Raw genomic sequence first — 15,174 nt, 5'->3', positions numbered from 1 at the left:
CGGGTTTTCACCCCGGCGCCGGGTCGCTCCGGAGCCGCCTGTAGAGCTGCTTGGTGGTTCAGGAACGGGCCATCACCGGCACCCGTACGAGATGAGCGCCGAGTCCGTCGCCGGAGCCGAGCGCCCTGCCGAGTGGTCCGGCGGATCAGGCGGTCGGTGCCCAGGTCAGTGAGGTCGGCCGCCGACCGGCGGTGACGTACTCGACAACGGCGCGACGGGCGGTCGCGACGGTCACCCGGGCGAGTTCGCCGGGCACCGTGACCAGGCCAGTGTCGGGCGACTCCAGGACGGTGATGGGTACGCCGGGCTCCAGTTCGACGGCGTACCTGCCGTCGGTCGTCCAGCGCAGTGCCGCGCGGTCCACGTCGATGTCGACGTCCACCCGCAACTCCGCCGACCCGTCGGCCGGTCCGAACCAGAGCACCTGGCCGGACCCGCCGTAGGACATGATCGACTCGGCCTGCTCATCGAACCGCTCGCCCGCATCGGCAGGGCCGGACAGGTCGGTCCGATGACCGTGGAAGTCCCACATCACGAACGTCAAGGCCGGATCCTTTCGCCGGTACCGGTATAGGTCGTGCGCCACCAGGTCTCTCCGCTGTCACGCGTCACCCACACCGTCAGTCGTGACCCGACGGGCAGGATTGAGGGCAGGATCGCCGCATGACCATTCATGTTCGCGGTCCCGCTCGTTGGTGCCGCACACGGTGTTGTCAACGACCAGGTCGGCGCTGGTGATGCTCTCCTGCCACGGATGCGGCCCGGGCTCGACGCCGTCGACCAGCAGCCCGGCGCGGTGCATCAGGTAGTCCCAGACCAGCCCGAGGAGTACCGCGTCCTGCGCGCGCACGGCCCGGTGCGTGGCGGTGAGCCGGGCGGCCGTGCCGTCGACCGGATCGGGCCGCAGCCGCAGTTCGACGGTGCTGGGCTCGGCGTCGGGAACCACCGCCGTCGCGCCGGGCGCGACCGTCCAGCGCCAGGTCGCGGTGTAGCCGTCCGCCGGATCCGGCCCGCCGCGCCCGGGGCCGAGCCGGATCTCCAGTGCGCCGGCCGGGAGGACCAGTTCGGCAGCGTCCGGCACGGCGCCGAAGCAGTCGGCGGGCCGGCCGAGCAGCGCGGCCGCCGGCCCGATGGCGGTCCGGAATTCTCGGCGTACGTCGACACGCCGCTCGGCCACCCGACCGCGTCCCTGGGCCTCGTCCGGGTCGACACCTCGGGCCCTGGCTGCGGCGGCCCGCAGGTTGGCGGTCTGCGGATCCGGGTTCGCCGAGCTGACCAGGTGCACCATCGCCCACCCGGCGGCCGAGTCGGGCTTGGGCGTCCAGCCGGTGGAGGGTAGGTCGTCGCCGTGGAGGGTACGGATCCCGATGTCCTCGTGCACCGGCCAGACCAGCACCTCGTACTGCTCCGGTGGAGCCGTCGGGGCGGCGGGTACGTGGTCCGGCCGGCGGTCGCGGGCTCGGACGCGTACCCGGAGCAGCCCGGGATCGGGCAGTACGGCGATGCTCCGGAGCCCGTCGGGGGCGTCGCCCATCAGGCCGTACACGGTCATCCGGCCCTCCGGGCACCAGAGGGTGGCCTCGGTCGCGGCGTCCCAGCCCGCGTCGCCGGCCTCGTCCGGCGGCTGGGCCAGCACTGTCACCCGGGCCGCGACGTATCCGGTGTGCGGCCCGGTCATCACGGTCAGGCCACCGTTCCCGACCAGATGCACCAGTTCGTCCCCGACGGTGTAGAGCGGCAGTTCGGTGTCGCCCGGCGCGGTGACGACGAGAAACTGGTGGTGCGAGACGAAAAGCTCGGCGAACTCCGACACGTTTCCCCGCTTCCCCGTTCCCCGTTTCGTGATCTCAGCCGGCCGGTCGCGGATCGGGGTAGCTCACCCCGCTGAGCCGTTCCGACACCTCCCAGAGCCGGGCCGCCGCCGCGTCGTCCAGGGCCCGGCGGGGGAGCTTTGCCGGAGCGGGTCCACCGTGGAGTTCGCCGAAGCCGTCCGGCCCGTAGTATCCGGCACCCTCGGCCGCCGGGCTGGTCGCGGCGTAGACGGCGGGCAGGGCGCCGCCCGGGATCTCCTGCCACACCCACGGTACGAGATAGAGCAGCCGGTTCCGGATCCGGTTGAGCCGCACCGACCGCCCGCCGTGGGTCGGCCCGGTCACCTGGAGGTTGGTGATCGTCGCGCCCGGATGGGCGGCGTTGCTGTGGATTCCCCACCCGCCGAGCGTGCTCCGCCGCTGGAGTTCCCGGGCGAAGGCCAGCATGGCGAGCTTGGAGAGCCCGTACGCCCGCACCGGCTGGTAGTGGCGCTCACCCTGGAGGTTGTCGAAGTCGAACCGCCCGAGGCGGCTCATCATGCTGCTGATCGACACCACCCGGGCGGCACCGGCGGCGCGGAGCAGCGGAAGCAGGTGACCGGTCAGCGCGAAGTGCCCGAGATAGTTGGTGGCGAACTGGAGTTCGTGGCCGTCCCCGGTGAGCGCCCGGCGGCGCGGCGCCATGATCCCGGCGTTGTTGACCAGGATGTCGACCGGGCGGCCCTGCTCGGTCAGGGCCGTGCCGAACGCGGCGACGCTGGCCAGCGACGTCAGGTCGAGGCGCCGGAGGGTGAGCTTCGCGCCGGGCACCTCGGCGCGGATCTCGGCGATGGCCCGGTCGCCCCTGGCCTCGTCCCGTACCGCGAGGGTCACCTCCGCGCCGGCCCGGGCGAGCCGGTGACTGACGCCGAACCCGATCCCACTGTTGGCCCCGGTCACCACCACGAGCTTGCCGGCCAGATCCGGTACGTCGATGTCAGGCGTGCGGTGCGGCATCCGACCAGTATCGATGCTGACGCGCCCCGCTGGAGGACCGGCGCGGCACCGTCCGGGCGCGGCCGGCGTTTCCGGCGGCGCTTACGCGGCGTTCACCGCTGCCCGGGCACCTCGGCGAGGAAGGACTGCCAGGCGGCCGGGCGGAAGGTCAGCGTGCCACCGTCACGGTTTTCGAAGCTGAAGGACGAGTACGTCCATCGGTGGGATGTCGGGTGGGTGGGCGGTGGCGACGGGTTGCCAGCCCCAGTGTTGGTAGACGTGGCGAGCTGGCGCGGCGGGGTTTGAGCACAGTGTCGCCAGGTGTTCTGGCCGGTCATCGAGCAGGGTGTTCAACAGCTGTGTGCCGACTCCCTGACCGCGATGTGGCCGGCGTACGGCGAGTTCGATGACGGCGAACTTGGTGTGTCCCTTGGTCTCGGTAGGTTCGTGGTCGGTGTCTGGCCACCATTCGTCGGCGGAGAAGGCGTGGCCGTAGGCGTAGCCGACCACTTCGGTGTCGATCTCCGCGATGACGAGGGCGAACCCGGGCTGGGAGGACTCCTCGGCGAACCGTTGTACGTAGGCGGCGACGTGCTCGTCGGTTTCCAGGTATGGCGGTTCGGCGTAGACCTCCCGGTAGAGGTCTACGAAGTGCGGCCGATAGCGCGGCAGGTCGGTCGTTTCGAGGCGGCGGATGTGTGGTTGGTTGGTCACGCAGGATGCCCGGTGTCCTGGAGTGCGTGGACTTGTCCGAGAAGATCACGGGCGGCTGGCGTGGTGGATGCTTGAAGCTGGTGGCAGAACTCGCGCAGCCGGGCGTGGGCCCGGCCGGAGCGGACCTCTTCGAACAGTGGCAGCACTGGGGCCACGATGTGGCAGGCGCGGGTCTGGTCGCCTTCGGTCAGCAGCGACAGGCCGAGGCGGACGCTGTAGTAGGCCCGGTTGCGCTGGAACTTGGCTCCCAGACCGTCGACAGCCGCCTGCATGGCGGTGGCGGCCTGGTCGGGTCGGCCGAGGTAGCCGCTGGCGGTGGCGCGGCGGGCGGCGAGTTCCGCTGTGTCGAAGAAGGCAAGCCAGTGCGGGTCTTCCCCGCCGATGTCGGGGTGGAAGACGTGGTAGGCGCGGTGCATCGCGTTGCGTGAGGCGGTGGCGTCGCCGAGCTGTGCCCAGCAGACGGCCTCGCGCGCCGCAAGCAGTGCGGCCAGGCGCGGCGGTGCCCAGCCGGCGGCTCGGCGTTGCGCGAGCTGGATGAGCTGGATGGCCTCGCGGGGGCGTCCCTGGTAGCGCGATAGCGTGTTCATGCTCGCGAGGGTGAGGACTTCCAGGTTGAGGTCGTCGGCGAGTTGAGCGGCGCGAAGCGCTTCACCGTAGTAGAACCTGGCGTCTTCGTAGCGGCCGGCGTCGAAGTGGAGCCAGCCGGCCATCTCAGCCATCTCGCCGTACGCGGATTGAAGCTCGCGGCCGGTCGGCTCGTTGTAGTCGGCCTGGTTGAGCAGGCTGTCGACCTTGCTCAGGCACCACTGGGCGGCTTGGCAGACGGCCTCGCCGCCGATCTGATCGTCGAGGGTGTACAACTCGGGCACCATGAGTCGAATCTGGCGTGCCCCGTCGGCGGTGACGTATGTCTGGACCTCGCCGAGTACGGCCGCGAACGGCACGGCCAGCGAGGCGCTGACCAGCGTCCGGCGCTTCATCGGCTCGGCCTCCTCGTTCCCCTGCACGCCCAGGGTATCCCCAGACCAAGCCGGGACGGGAGCGAGCCCGGCGAGCAGGCGCGGCGCGCCGAGAGCGTCCACGATCTGGCTGATGGTGCGGATGTCGAAGCACCTACTCGTGCCGCTCATCAGCCGGGAGATGTGCGCCTGGGACAGGCCGGTCAGCTCGGCCAACTGCGTCTGCGACGCACCGGTCTCGTTGGCCACGGCGGTCAGCACGGTTTGCCAGTTCCACTGGCTCAACGCCCGACGCATGTCCGCGGTGAACCACACCTGCGGAGGCATCTGCACCGTCGGTGCCGGCATCCCCCGGCGGCCGGAGATGCACGGAGAGCAGTGTAGTGCGGTGTTGTAGCGGCTCAGCGGTGTACCGCAGTCCTGGCAGCGGCGGTCGCGCTCCGACATGCGCATCCTCCCCGTGACCACCGGCTATACGGCGACGCATAGCCGCCTCTCACATCGATGTGTAGCTGCCGTGTGGGGCCGTAGGCGACTGTACGCATTGTGTCGCGAACCTGGTCGATGCGCGACCGGGGACGCACACCAGCGAGCGCGACCTTGCCGCCGGACGCCGACAGGGCTGCGACGGTAAGCGTCGGGCGGACGCGCTGCGGCCGATGCCGCTGGCGCGTCCGCCATCCAAGAAAATCATGGCCCCGGCGGGGCTGCGCTTGACGGCGGAAGGGGCCGTGGTCATGACAACTGCCGTGGACGAGCCGATCACCGTACGCTTTGAGGCACGTGGCGTCTTGGCTGTTCATCACCCGGCCGACGACGGCCTGTGCGTCGGGTGCCTGGATTTTGCCCGTCTGGCGATGTGGCCGTGCCCGCGCGCCGCCGACGCGGCGAGCTTCCTGGCCCGCCGGGCGCGCGGCGTGGCGAAGGTCCACATCGGGCGCCGCAGCGGGCTGGAGATCCCGAACGGCCCCCGTGTGCAGCCGTCGCTGACGGTAGATCAGCTTGAGCAGGTTCTGGTCGGGCTGTGGGAGCTGCGATGAGATCGCATCCTGCCTCGCCGCGAAGCATGATCGCCGTCATCGGGCCGCCCGGCTCAGGAAAGACCAGCGTTGTCACGGCGCTCGCAGCGCACGAGCGAGTGTCGGTGTTCCGGCTGCGCGAGGCGATTCGGTGCTGTCCGGATCTGCTGGCCGACCTGCCTCCCAGCACCGATCCGCTTGGCTGGATCAGCGACGAAGCCGTCGTCGAGGTTCTTCGGGGGATGTTCCTGGAACACCGCTTTCCGACGGGCGGTGAGCCGATCCTGCTGGACAACTTCCCCGGCACCGCAAGCCAACTGCGCCATCTCGCCTCCATCGCCACCTCCCTCGGCCGGCGCCTGAACATTCTGGAGTTACGGGCCAATGCGCCCACCCTAGCCGCGCGGGTAGCGGCCAGAAGGGTGTGCCGAAGTTGCGGGCCGGATCGTCACGCCCCTGCTCGGCCAGCCGCTTCCGATCCGGCGCGATGCGCCCTGTGCGGCGGTGTACTGAAGCGCCGCGACACCGACAACCCCCATATCCACGCGCTTCGCCTGGCCCGCTACCTGTGCAACCGGCCGAAGATCGCCGCAGCGGCTGCCCGGCTGCACATCCCGCACCTGGTCCTACCCGCCGGCCACTCCGCGCCCATGGCGTCTCGTCTGGCGAGGTGCCTGGTAGCCGTCCTGACCGATCCCGCCCCGGCCTATCGAGCCGCGTCTCACCCAGGGAGCCCGAAGTGACCACTGTCCTGCCTATGCCCGCCCTGCGCCGCGACCGCGCGGCGGTGACCGACGCCTACGGCAACGCCCGCCTGCCCGCCTCAGCCTTCGGTACCCACCCCAACCGGATCGACAAGATCCCGTACGGGCGCTTTCGCAACGTCTACCTCTACATCACTGAGGCCTGCCAACTGCGCTGCGAGCACTGCAACATGGGCGAGCGCCTGGAACGGGCGCTGAAGATGCCATACGAGGCGGTGATGAAGACGCTGACCACCTGGCGGCAGATGGGCGGCTCGAAGCTGACCATCCTGGGCGGCGAGCCCACCCTGCACCCCGACTACACCCCGATCATCCGCAACGCCAAGGCACTCGGCTACGAGCACGTCATCACCACCAGCAACGGCCTCGGCCCGGCCGCGAAGAAGTTCGCCCAGATGGAGCCCGAGGACTTCTCGTACGTGCAGATCAGCCTCGACGGCGGTAGCTCGGAAACCCACGACCAGGTACGCGGCGCGGGCACCTTCGAGCAGGCCCTCGGCACGGTCGCCGAGCTGTGCCGGCGCGGCTTCGACACCCGCATTATCTGCACGGTGAACAAGGCCAACCTCGGCGACTGCCTGAACCTCCTGGACATCGCCGACGAACTGGGCGCGTCGCTGGTCAAGTACCACGTCTTCTCCGTGATCGGGTCCGGACACGGAGCCGCCGAGTGGGGCGTCCAGCCCGCCGAATGGATCGACTTCTACGAGCAGCTCGAACGGGTCGGCTCAGGCCACAAGACCCGTATCTGGTACCAGCCCACCTACGCCCGCCGCGAGCGCATGACACAGTACGCCGCCGATGGCTACCGAGGCTGCATCGGACGCACCCTCGACCGGATCTCGATCTTCCCGGACGGGCGGGCCTACGTGTGCTCGTTCCTGTTCGACACCGACCTGCACTTCGCCAACATGATCGACGGCAAGGTCGTCCTCAACAAAGACGCCAACGAATTCGACCTGTTCGCCCAGGTGCTCACCAAGGCGAGCTGCGGATCGTGCAAGGTCAGCGGCTCCTGCATGGGCGGCTGCCCCGCCGAGGAACTGGTCATGGGCGCGGCCTCGTGCGCCGTCGAGCCGGACATCGTGCCCGTGTGCCGCCTCTGGAAAGCCGATGTGCCCACCGGCCCGGCAACCTGACCAGGCCGCTTACCCAGCAAAGAATGCAACCTGCGTCACCACCGTGAGGCAGCCCCATCCACGATCAACAGGGAGTCACTCATGGGCCGCTACCAGGCATGCATCGACCTGCACCTCATCCTGCGCGACGAACACGGCCGCGTCCTGCTCGGCGAGCGCCAGAACACCGGCTGGGCAGACGGACAGCTCGGCCTGCCCTCCGGTCACCTTGAAGACGGCGAGTCCGCCCGCGCGGGCGCGGCACGGGAAGCCGAAGAGGAGATCGGCGTTCTCATCAAATCCGACGAGCTGCGGCTGGTGCACCTCATGCACCACTACACCAACTCCGGCCGCGTCGCCCTGTTCTTCGAGGCAGGCTCCTGGACCGGCGAGATCACCAACACTGAGCCGGACAAGTGCGCAGGCTGGAACTTCTACGACCTGGCCGACCTGCCCGCCAACGTGGTGCCCTACGTGGCCGAGGCGCTGCGCCACGTGGCCGCCGGGCAACGGTATTCAGAGCGGGGCTGGTAGCCGTGACGCCAGCGACGGGACCAGATCTGGCGTGCTTCGGCTACCTCGCCTACGCCCAGGTCTTCGGCGTCACCGCCTACCCGGCCGCCAACAGCGGAACCCAGGTCACCCAGATCATCCCGTCGCTGGCCGGAGACGCGCCCATCGCCGCGCTCACCGCACGGCAGCTTGGAACCCGCGCCAACCTCGTCAGCAACCCGGTCAGCCTCGACCCCGCCGGCCTGGCCGTGCTGCACACCCTCGACACGATCGGCGTGGCTCATCAAGCCGTACCCCTCGCGATGTCCGGGCCGGGCACACCCCAGTTGACCATCGTGACCGACGAGGCGGGCACCCGAACCTGGTTCGCCTGGCTCGGCACCGCCACCGACCAACTCAACGCCGCCGACCCGACACCGCTCACCACGGCACGCCTCGCCTACGTCGACTGCTATCGCATCATCGACCTCGCGGCAGCTGCCGCGATCACCGCCAGCCAGGCACCACTGCTGCTCAACCTCGGCGGTGACCCGCTATCCGAAGCCGTGGCATCGGCCGCGAACAATCGTCATGTCGCGTACGTGCAGACCAACCTCGACGAAGCCAACGCCGACCAAGCCGACAGCCTCGCCACCGCGCTTCACGAGCGGATCGCCGCCGACGCCATCGTCATCACGCTCGGCAAGCACGGCGCGTTCGCCCGCACTGCCACCGGCACGGCTCACGTCAGCGCACCGAGCATGGCCATCCGTCACACCCATGGCGCCGGAGCCGCCTTCTCCGGCGGCCTCGCCCACGCCCACCTCCGCGGGGCCGGGCTCGCCGAAGCCCTGCACGCAGCCTGCGCCATCGCAACCGCCCACTGCGCAGCCGTCAGGCACATCCCCCAGCAACGCACCCACATCAGCCTCGTAAAGGAGGACCTGCCGTGACCACTGCCGCCCCGAGCACCTACACCGAGATGTTCAGCCCGCTGTCAGGGCTGGACTGGGACGATCTTCCCTCTGTCAACGCTGCCGCTACACAGCTCCTCGACCGGCTCGCCGCCGATCGGGCGATCCTGGCCGACCTCATGCAACGAGTCCCGGACGACGCCCACCTAGCCAGGCTGTGCGAGCACTACGACATCCTCGACAAGCTCGTTCTGCATGACGATCCGACCGGATGGCGGCTGCGCCTGCATGTCTTCCTCGACGGCTACTTCGACCGGCCGCACAACCACCGCTGGACCTACACCAGCCGCATCCTGACCGGCTCCTACACCCACACCCTCTACCGCACCGACCACGACTTCACCGACCAGGTAGACGTATCGGCGCTGACTCCCAGCATGATCCGCACCGAGGAGCGCGGCGACACCTACACGCTGCACCACAGCATGATCCACTCGGTGACCGCGCACGGCGAGACCGTGACCCTGATCGTGCGCGGGCCCGCTGTCAAGGAGCGCTTCGTCGTCACCGATCGCGCCACCGGTCAAGCCTGGTGGCAGTACGGAGCTGCCAGCGAGACACCGCAAGCCGCCGCAGCCAAGCGCATGAGCGACAACCAACTGCGCGAGCGCATTTCCGCGCTACAGGCATCCGGCATCTTTGCGACGCCGAACCACCGCTGAGCGGTCTCCCGATCACCCGGCCCTTGGCCGTGTCCAGACTCCGCAGGCGGTCGCGTTCGGCTGACACAGAGGTGTAGGTCCCGGGCGTGGCCTGCGGGGGTCGCCGGTCGGTGGAGGCCGGCGACCCCTTCCCACTCCGGGAGGTCATGATGCCGTCCGTCGTACGCCCGCACCTGCCGCAGCGGCCGATCTGGCTCTGCCGGGCCTGTGTCCGGCCGTGGCCCTGCCCGGTGGCCCGCTCCACCCTGACGGTCGAATACTCGGCCGATCCGGTCGGCCTGCACGTCTATCTCGCGACGATGCTCCAGGACGCGGTCGACGATCTCTACCGGTTGAACCCGCAGCCCGGCCCCGACCCGGCCGCCATGTACGCCCGGTTCCTCGCCTGGGCCAGGCCACGGCTGCGCCTCGCCGGCTCGTACAGTCCGTTGATGGCGGGAAGCGCGGTGCCGGAGCGGTTGCGGTGGGCGGTCGATCTCCTGAAGGTGGCGCCCGGTGACCAACTGCTGGAGATCGGCTGCGGCAACGGCGTCGCGGTGTCGCTGGTCTGCGATCGGCTGGTCGACGGGCGGATCACCGCGATCGACCGCTCACCGGCCGCGATCCAGCAGGCGGAGCGGCGCAACCTCGACCACATCGCGGCGGGGCGGGCCGTCGTCCGGCTGGGCGCGCTGGAGGAGTCCGAACTGGACGGACAGCGGTTCGACAAGATCTTCGCCGTCAACGTCAACCTGTTCTGGACCCGGTCGCCCGCCACCGAACTCACCCTGCTGCGGCGACTCCTGCGCCCGACCGGCGGGCTCTATCTGTGCTACGAGCCGCCGGCGGCGACCCGGGTCGCGGAGCTGGTGAAACGGTTGCCGGCGACACTGGCGGAGCACGGCTTCGCCGCCACCGCCGTCACCTCGGCAACCACCCGGACCGCATCCCTGCTCTGTGTCGCCGGACACCTGACGCCCCCGGACCAGCGGTAGGGCCACGGACCGGCGGTAGGGCCACGTGGCAGCGGCAGGGCCACCGGACAGCGGTAGGCCACGGGACTGCGGTAGCGCACGCGGCAGCGGCGGGCTACCGGGCGGCCGGGCTCAACCTGTGAAGCCGCCGATACATCCGGGCATGTCGGGGTCCTGGGCGACCGCGTTCACCAGCAGCGCGCTGCACTGTGCGACGGTACGCAGCTCGTCGTCGGAGAGCCGGTCCAGGATCCGGCGCATCTTCTCCGCGCCGGCCGTCGCGAACCGGTCGACCAGGTCGTGCCCCGGCCCGCTCAGCTCGATCCGGCGTACCCGGCGGTCGTGCGGGTCCTCGCGGCGGGTGACCAGGCCCTGCGCGACCAGCCGGTCCACCATCCCGGTCATGGTGGCCAGGCTCACACCCATCGCCGTACTGAGTTCCTGGCCGGCGATGCTGCCGTGGGCCGAGAGCACCAGCAACGCCTTGAGCTGCGGTAACGTCAGGTGCAACGTGAACAGCGGATTCGCCGGGTCGTTGGCGAAAAGGTGCTGCATCTCTCGTTGCGTCTCCATGATCTGGGCGATGAGATTGTCCCGGTCACCCATCGATTCCTCCAGAGCACGAGACGGCGGCGACGGTCAGCCGCAACGCGGCCATGCCCCCCGCGGTCAGCGGAGGTTACCAGGCAGGCGCCGCCCCCAGAATACTTCGCTACGGGCGAACTGTTAGTGTCGGCCTAACTTTATTTCACGGGGAGAAGGAGCGAGCCGCATGTCCGTGGCCGTCCAACCTGACGCCGGGAGCGACAAGCTCGATCCCGGTGTCCTGAGAGTCGCCGGTGTGGTGGTGCTCGGCGCCATCATGTCCATCCTCGACGTCACCGTCGTCAGCGTCGCGCTGCCGACCTTCCAGCGCGAGTTCGACGCCAGCTACGCCACCGTCGCCTGGACGATGACCGCGTACACGCTGGCCCTGGCCACCGTGATCCCGATCACCGGCTGGGCGGCCGACCGGTTCGGCACCAAGCGCCTCTACCTGCTGTCCCTGGTGCTGTTCCTCGGCGGTTCGGCACTGTGCAGCGTGGCCTGGGACATCGGCCCACTGATCGTCTTCCGGGCGCTCCAGGGTCTCGGCGGCGGCATGCTGATGCCGCTCGGCATGACGATCATGACCCGCGCCGCCGGCCCGCACCGGGTCGGCCGGGTGATGGCCGTGCTCGGCGTACCCATGCTGCTCGGCCCGATCGGCGGCCCGATCCTCGGCGGCTGGCTGATCGAGGCGGTCTCCTGGCACTGGATCTTCCTGATCAACGTGCCGGTCGGCATCATCGCCTTCGTCCTCGCGCTGCGGGTGCTGCCCAAGGACGAGCCGCACCCCTCCGAGTCCTTCGACTTCGTCGGCATGCTGCTGCTCTCGCCGGGTCTTGCGCTGTTCCTCTACGGCGTCTCCTCGATCCCGGAGGCCGGCACCGTGGCCGCCGCCAAGGTGCTGTTCCCGGCGATCGTCGGCCTGGTCCTGATCATCGCGTTCGTCTTCCACGCGCTGCGCAAGGACCACCCGCTGATCGACCTGGGGCTGTTCAAGAACCGCAACCTCACCATCTCGGTCGTCACGATGACGCTGTTCACCATGGCGTTCATGGGCGCGATGCTGCTGCTGCCCAGCTACTTCCTCCAGGTACGCGGCGAGGGCACCCTCGACGCCGGCCTGCTGCTGGCGCCGCAGGGCATCGGCGCGATGCTCACCATGCCGATCGCCGGCCGGCTGACCGACCGGATCGGTCCGGGCAAGCTGGTGCTCGGTGGCATCGTGCTGATCGCCCTCGGGCTCTCCCCGTTCACCCAGATCACCGCCGACAGCTCGTACGGGCTGCTCCTCGGTGGGCTGTTCGTGATGGGCATGGGGATGGGCATGACCATGATGCCGATGATGTCGGCGGCGATGGCCAGCCTCACCCACCAGCAGGTGGCCCGCGGCTCCACGATGATGAACATCGTCCAGCAGACCGCCGGGTCGATCGGTACCGCCGTGATGTCCGTCATCCTCACCAACCGGGTGCTGGAGAGCCAGGCGGCCACCGCGTACAGCGCGGTCACCCAGGGGCGGGTGCCACGCGAGCAGGTACCGCCGGAGGTGCTCACCCAGGGGCAGGCGTCGCTGGCCGACGCGTTCGGCCAGACGTACATCATCGCGCTGGTGCTGATCGTCCTCTGCGTCGTCCCGGCGCTGCTGCTGCCGCGCAAGCGGATCGAGCCCGCGACGCCGGAGCAGGCCGAGACGCCGGTCCCGGTCGCCATGCACTGAACCTTCTCCACCCCACTGCGGTCCGTCGCCGCCCTTCCGCCACCGGCGGGAGGGCGGCGCCAGTTGTGCCGAGCCCGTGCCGCACGCCATCCGCCACGCTACTGCCGCGTTGGCGGTACTGCGCATTGAATAGTAGTATCACCGACGTGGACACGACCCAGTTGCTCAAAGGCGTGCTGGATCTCGCGGTCCTGGCCGTGCTGAAGGACGAGGACGGCTACGGCTACGACATCATGCGCCGGCTCCGCTCCGCCGGCCTCGACGAGATCGGCGACGCCTCCGTCTACGGCACGCTCCGCCGGCTCTTCCAGGCCGGTCTGCTCACCACCTACGTGGTGCCCAGCGAGTCGGGCCCCCATCGCAAGTACTACGCGCTCAACCCGGCGGGGCGGGACCAGCTCCTCCGGTCCGGCAAGATCTGGCGCTCCTTCGCCACCACCATGGACACGCTGCTCGACGACAAGGGGATGGCGGCATGACCGTGACCGAGCAGGAGATCGCCCGGTACGTCGGGCAGGTCCGCGAGGCGCTGGCCGACCTGCCACCGGCCGTCCGCGACGAGTTGCTCGAAGACCTTCCCGAGCACCTCGCCGAGGTGGCCGCCGAGGGGGAGGGATCACTCCACGAGCGGCTCGGCCCGCCCGAGGCGTACGCGATGGAGCTGCGCAACGCCGCCGGGGTCACCGTGCCGGCCGCCACGCCCAACCTCGACCAGCGGATCGGCGCGGCGGTCCGCAAGGGGCGGGAGCGGGTCCACGCCGCCGACACCCGGCTCGGCCCGGTCCTCGGCTACCCCCGGCTCAGCGACTTCCTCCGGCTGCTCCGCCCCGCCTGGTGGATCCTGCGCGGCTACCTCGCCGCGATGCTGATCACAGTGCTGCTGACCGGCACCTCGTTCGGCCTGCTGCCCCGGCTCGGCGGCAGCAGCCTGGCCGCACTGCTGCTGCTCGCCGTGACCATCACCGGGTCGATCTGGCTCGGCCGGCGCACCGACCGGATGGGCCGGCGCCCGAGGCTGGTCCTCAACCTGGGCGCGGCGCTGCTGGTCCTGTTCGGCCTGGCCGGCTTCGCCGAGCTGGACAGCCGGGCCGGCGGTGGCGGCAACCCGATCCCCTACGAGCAGGTCTACACCGACCAGTACGGCGGAGTGCAGGACGTCTACGTCTACGACGGCCAGGGCCGGCTGCTGGAGGGGGTACGCCTCTTCGACCAGAACGGTCAGCCGATCCGGTTGGGGAGCGCGTGGTGCGCCGAGGCGCAGCAGCGCTACGAGACCATGCCGGATTACGGCGACCTGAGCCGGATGACCTACCCGTACTGCCCGGAGGGTGCGCCGTTCCGGTTCGGACCGACCACCCCACCGGCCACGGGACCGGTCACACCGGCCGTGCCGACCGACCCGTCGGCCACCCCGGACGGCACCGCGCCGCCGGCCACTCCGAGCGGTGCGGCGGCGACCGTCACCCCGAGCGGCGGGCCGACCCCGAGTCCCACTCCGACCGACTAGACCGCGAACCCGCTCCCCCGGGGCGGTCGACGACGTGGCGTACACCTCGGCAACAGGAGGTGTACGCCACGTCGCTGTTGGCTTCCGTCCCCTCGCTGGGCGTGGCAGGCTACCCGAACACCCGGCACGCAAGACCCGGACCACCGGACTTTGGGTGGGTAGAACTCTGCGACCAGCCAACGATGACTGACCGACAGGAGGGCCACCGATGGGCGAGATGGTGAGTTACCGGAGTAACGGGGGGACCAGCGAGGGCTACCTGGCGCTGCCGCCCGGCGGCGCGACCGGTCCGGCCGTCATCGTCATCCAGGAGTGGTGGGGACTGGTGCCGCACATCACGTCGGTCGCCGACCGGTTCGCCGAGGCCGGCTTCGTGGCGCTCGCCCCCGACCTCTACCACGGCGCCACCACCACCGAGCCCGACCAGGCCGGCAAGCTCCTGATGGGCCTCGCCATGGACCAGGCCGCCCGGGACATCGCCGGTGCCGCCGACTATCTGGCGGAGCGGCCCGAGGCGGCCGGCGACAAGGTCGGCTGCGTCGGCTTCTGCGCGGGCGGCAGCCTCGCACTCTGGTCGGCCACGCTCTCCGAGCGGATCGTCGCCACCGCCGGCTTCTATCCGGTACTGCCCTGGGAGCGGATGCGCCCCGAGTGGTCCGACTACGCCGGCAAGGCCGCCGTGATCCACTGCTCGGAGGAGGACGGCACCTCGGCCGCCGACGGGGTGAAGGCGGCCCGCCAGGCGATCGAGGCGGCCGGCGGTGACTGCACCACCCACGACTACCCCGGTACCCGGCACGCGTTCTTCAACGACGACCGGCCGGAGGTCTTCGACCAGCGGGCGGCGGCCAGCGCCTGGGCCCGTACCCTGGAACTTTTCCGGGCCCGACTTGGCTGAACCGCACCGAACCGCCGGATCCG

17 protein-coding genes are annotated in these 15,174 nt (G+C 70.1%); 11 read left to right on the top strand and 6 right to left on the bottom strand.

Annotated elements, in window-relative coordinates:
• Positions 1 to 145: 145 nt before the first annotated feature.
• The 5 genes from Pma05_RS26705 to Pma05_RS26685 form a co-directional block, all read right to left on the bottom strand.
• Positions 146 to 535 (bottom strand): Imm1 family immunity protein, encoded by a 390-nt coding sequence (locus Pma05_RS26705; RefSeq protein WP_239313173.1) that lies wholly within the window; start codon positions 533 to 535, stop codon positions 146 to 148.
• A 66-nt stretch (positions 536 to 601) separates the two neighbouring features.
• On the bottom strand, positions 602 to 1,813 hold the full coding sequence (locus tag Pma05_RS26700) for a hypothetical protein (RefSeq protein WP_203860222.1): 1,212 nt from the start codon (positions 1,811 to 1,813) through the stop codon (positions 602 to 604).
• Between the two features lie 34 nt (positions 1,814 to 1,847).
• On the bottom strand, positions 1,848 to 2,807 hold the full coding sequence (locus Pma05_RS26695; RefSeq protein ID WP_203860221.1) for an SDR family oxidoreductase: 960 nt from the start codon (positions 2,805 to 2,807) through the stop codon (positions 1,848 to 1,850).
• Positions 2,808 to 2,969: 162 nt separating this feature from the next.
• Entirely contained in the window at positions 2,970 to 3,500 is a 531-nt protein-coding gene (locus tag Pma05_RS26690; protein ID WP_203860220.1) for a GNAT family N-acetyltransferase, read from the bottom strand.
• Positions 3,497 to 4,756, bottom strand: coding sequence for a helix-turn-helix domain-containing protein (locus tag Pma05_RS26685; RefSeq protein WP_486357912.1), 1,260 nt, complete (start codon positions 4,754 to 4,756; stop codon positions 3,497 to 3,499). The genes Pma05_RS26690 and Pma05_RS26685 overlap by 4 nt, the downstream gene beginning before the upstream one ends.
• 452 nt (positions 4,757 to 5,208) lie before the next feature.
• Here Pma05_RS26685 and Pma05_RS26680 point away from each other — a divergent pair, with 452 nt between their 5' ends.
• From Pma05_RS26680 to Pma05_RS26650, 7 genes are all read left to right on the top strand, one after another.
• Positions 5,209 to 5,499, top strand: coding sequence for a hypothetical protein (locus Pma05_RS26680; RefSeq protein ID WP_203860218.1), 291 nt, complete (start codon positions 5,209 to 5,211; stop codon positions 5,497 to 5,499).
• A 26-nt stretch (positions 5,500 to 5,525) separates the two neighbouring features.
• Positions 5,526 to 6,221, top strand: a complete 696-nt coding sequence (locus Pma05_RS26675) for an AAA family ATPase (RefSeq protein WP_203860217.1) — start codon at positions 5,526 to 5,528, stop codon at positions 6,219 to 6,221.
• Positions 6,218 to 7,381 (top strand): radical SAM/SPASM domain-containing protein, encoded by a 1,164-nt coding sequence (locus Pma05_RS26670; protein WP_203860216.1) that lies wholly within the window; start codon positions 6,218 to 6,220, stop codon positions 7,379 to 7,381. The genes Pma05_RS26675 and Pma05_RS26670 overlap by 4 nt, the downstream gene beginning before the upstream one ends.
• Positions 7,382 to 7,462: 81 nt before the next feature.
• Positions 7,463 to 7,894: an NUDIX hydrolase gene (locus Pma05_RS26665; protein WP_203860215.1), complete on the top strand. Its 432-nt coding sequence runs from the start codon at positions 7,463 to 7,465 to the stop codon at positions 7,892 to 7,894.
• A 2-nt stretch (positions 7,895 to 7,896) separates the two neighbouring features.
• Entirely contained in the window at positions 7,897 to 8,805 is a 909-nt protein-coding gene (locus Pma05_RS26660; RefSeq protein WP_203860214.1) for a carbohydrate kinase family protein, read from the top strand.
• Positions 8,802 to 9,488: a hypothetical protein gene (locus tag Pma05_RS26655; RefSeq protein ID WP_203860213.1), complete on the top strand. Its 687-nt coding sequence runs from the start codon at positions 8,802 to 8,804 to the stop codon at positions 9,486 to 9,488. The genes Pma05_RS26660 and Pma05_RS26655 overlap by 4 nt, the downstream gene beginning before the upstream one ends.
• Positions 9,489 to 9,637: 149 nt before the next feature.
• Positions 9,638 to 10,462: an SAM-dependent methyltransferase gene (locus Pma05_RS26650; protein WP_203860212.1), complete on the top strand. Its 825-nt coding sequence runs from the start codon at positions 9,638 to 9,640 to the stop codon at positions 10,460 to 10,462.
• 111 nt (positions 10,463 to 10,573) lie between these two features.
• Here Pma05_RS26650 and Pma05_RS26645 read toward each other — a convergent pair whose 3' ends face one another.
• The gene (locus Pma05_RS26645; protein ID WP_203860211.1) at positions 10,574 to 11,047 is read right to left on the bottom strand and encodes a MarR family transcriptional regulator; all 474 of its coding nucleotides are present in this window, start codon (positions 11,045 to 11,047) and stop codon (positions 10,574 to 10,576) included.
• Between the two features lie 166 nt (positions 11,048 to 11,213).
• On the opposite strand from Pma05_RS26645, the gene Pma05_RS26640 reads away from it, so the two are divergent.
• From Pma05_RS26640 to Pma05_RS26625, 4 genes are all read left to right on the top strand, one after another.
• Positions 11,214 to 12,746 carry a DHA2 family efflux MFS transporter permease subunit gene (locus Pma05_RS26640; protein ID WP_203860210.1) on the top strand — a complete coding sequence of 511 codons (1,533 nt, stop codon included), beginning with the start codon at positions 11,214 to 11,216 and terminating at the stop codon, positions 12,744 to 12,746.
• A gap of 146 nt (positions 12,747 to 12,892) precedes the next feature.
• A complete protein-coding gene (locus Pma05_RS26635) occupies positions 12,893 to 13,225 on the top strand; it encodes a PadR family transcriptional regulator (protein WP_203860209.1) in 333 nt (110 codons plus the stop codon).
• Positions 13,222 to 14,253, top strand: coding sequence for an HAAS signaling domain-containing protein (locus Pma05_RS26630; protein WP_203860208.1), 1,032 nt, complete (start codon positions 13,222 to 13,224; stop codon positions 14,251 to 14,253). The genes Pma05_RS26635 and Pma05_RS26630 overlap by 4 nt, the downstream gene beginning before the upstream one ends.
• A gap of 208 nt (positions 14,254 to 14,461) precedes the next feature.
• Positions 14,462 to 15,151 carry a dienelactone hydrolase family protein gene (locus Pma05_RS26625; RefSeq protein ID WP_203860207.1) on the top strand — a complete coding sequence of 230 codons (690 nt, stop codon included), beginning with the start codon at positions 14,462 to 14,464 and terminating at the stop codon, positions 15,149 to 15,151.
• The last annotated feature ends 23 nt before the right edge of the window (positions 15,152 to 15,174 follow it).

The organism is Plantactinospora mayteni, assembly GCF_016862935.1.
Taxonomy (GTDB): Bacteria; Actinomycetota; Actinomycetes; order Mycobacteriales; family Micromonosporaceae; genus Plantactinospora; species Plantactinospora mayteni.
This window is presented reverse-complemented; position numbering and strand designations above follow the sequence as displayed.

Bases quoted from the DNA above. Each gene is read 5' to 3' on its own strand.
- Pma05_RS26645 (WP_203860211.1), bottom strand. From the start codon at position 11,047: ATGGGTGACCGGGACAATCTCATCGCCCAGATCATGGAGACGCAACGA.
- Pma05_RS26685 (WP_486357912.1), bottom strand. From the start codon at position 4,756: ATGCGTCGGGCGTTGAGCCAGTGGAACTGGCAAACCGTGCTGACCGCC.
- Pma05_RS26640 (WP_203860210.1), top strand. From the start codon at position 11,214: ATGTCCGTGGCCGTCCAACCTGACGCCGGGAGCGACAAGCTCGATCCC.
- Pma05_RS26665 (WP_203860215.1), top strand. From the start codon at position 7,463: ATGGGCCGCTACCAGGCATGCATCGACCTGCACCTCATCCTGCGCGAC.
- Pma05_RS26625 (WP_203860207.1), top strand. From the start codon at position 14,462: ATGGGCGAGATGGTGAGTTACCGGAGTAACGGGGGGACCAGCGAGGGC.
- Pma05_RS26650 (WP_203860212.1), top strand. From the start codon at position 9,638: ATGCCGTCCGTCGTACGCCCGCACCTGCCGCAGCGGCCGATCTGGCTC.
- Pma05_RS26630 (WP_203860208.1), top strand. From the start codon at position 13,222: ATGACCGTGACCGAGCAGGAGATCGCCCGGTACGTCGGGCAGGTCCGC.
- Pma05_RS26675 (WP_203860217.1), top strand. From the start codon at position 5,526: ATGATCGCCGTCATCGGGCCGCCCGGCTCAGGAAAGACCAGCGTTGTC.
- Pma05_RS26695 (WP_203860221.1), bottom strand. From the start codon at position 2,807: ATGCCGCACCGCACGCCTGACATCGACGTACCGGATCTGGCCGGCAAG.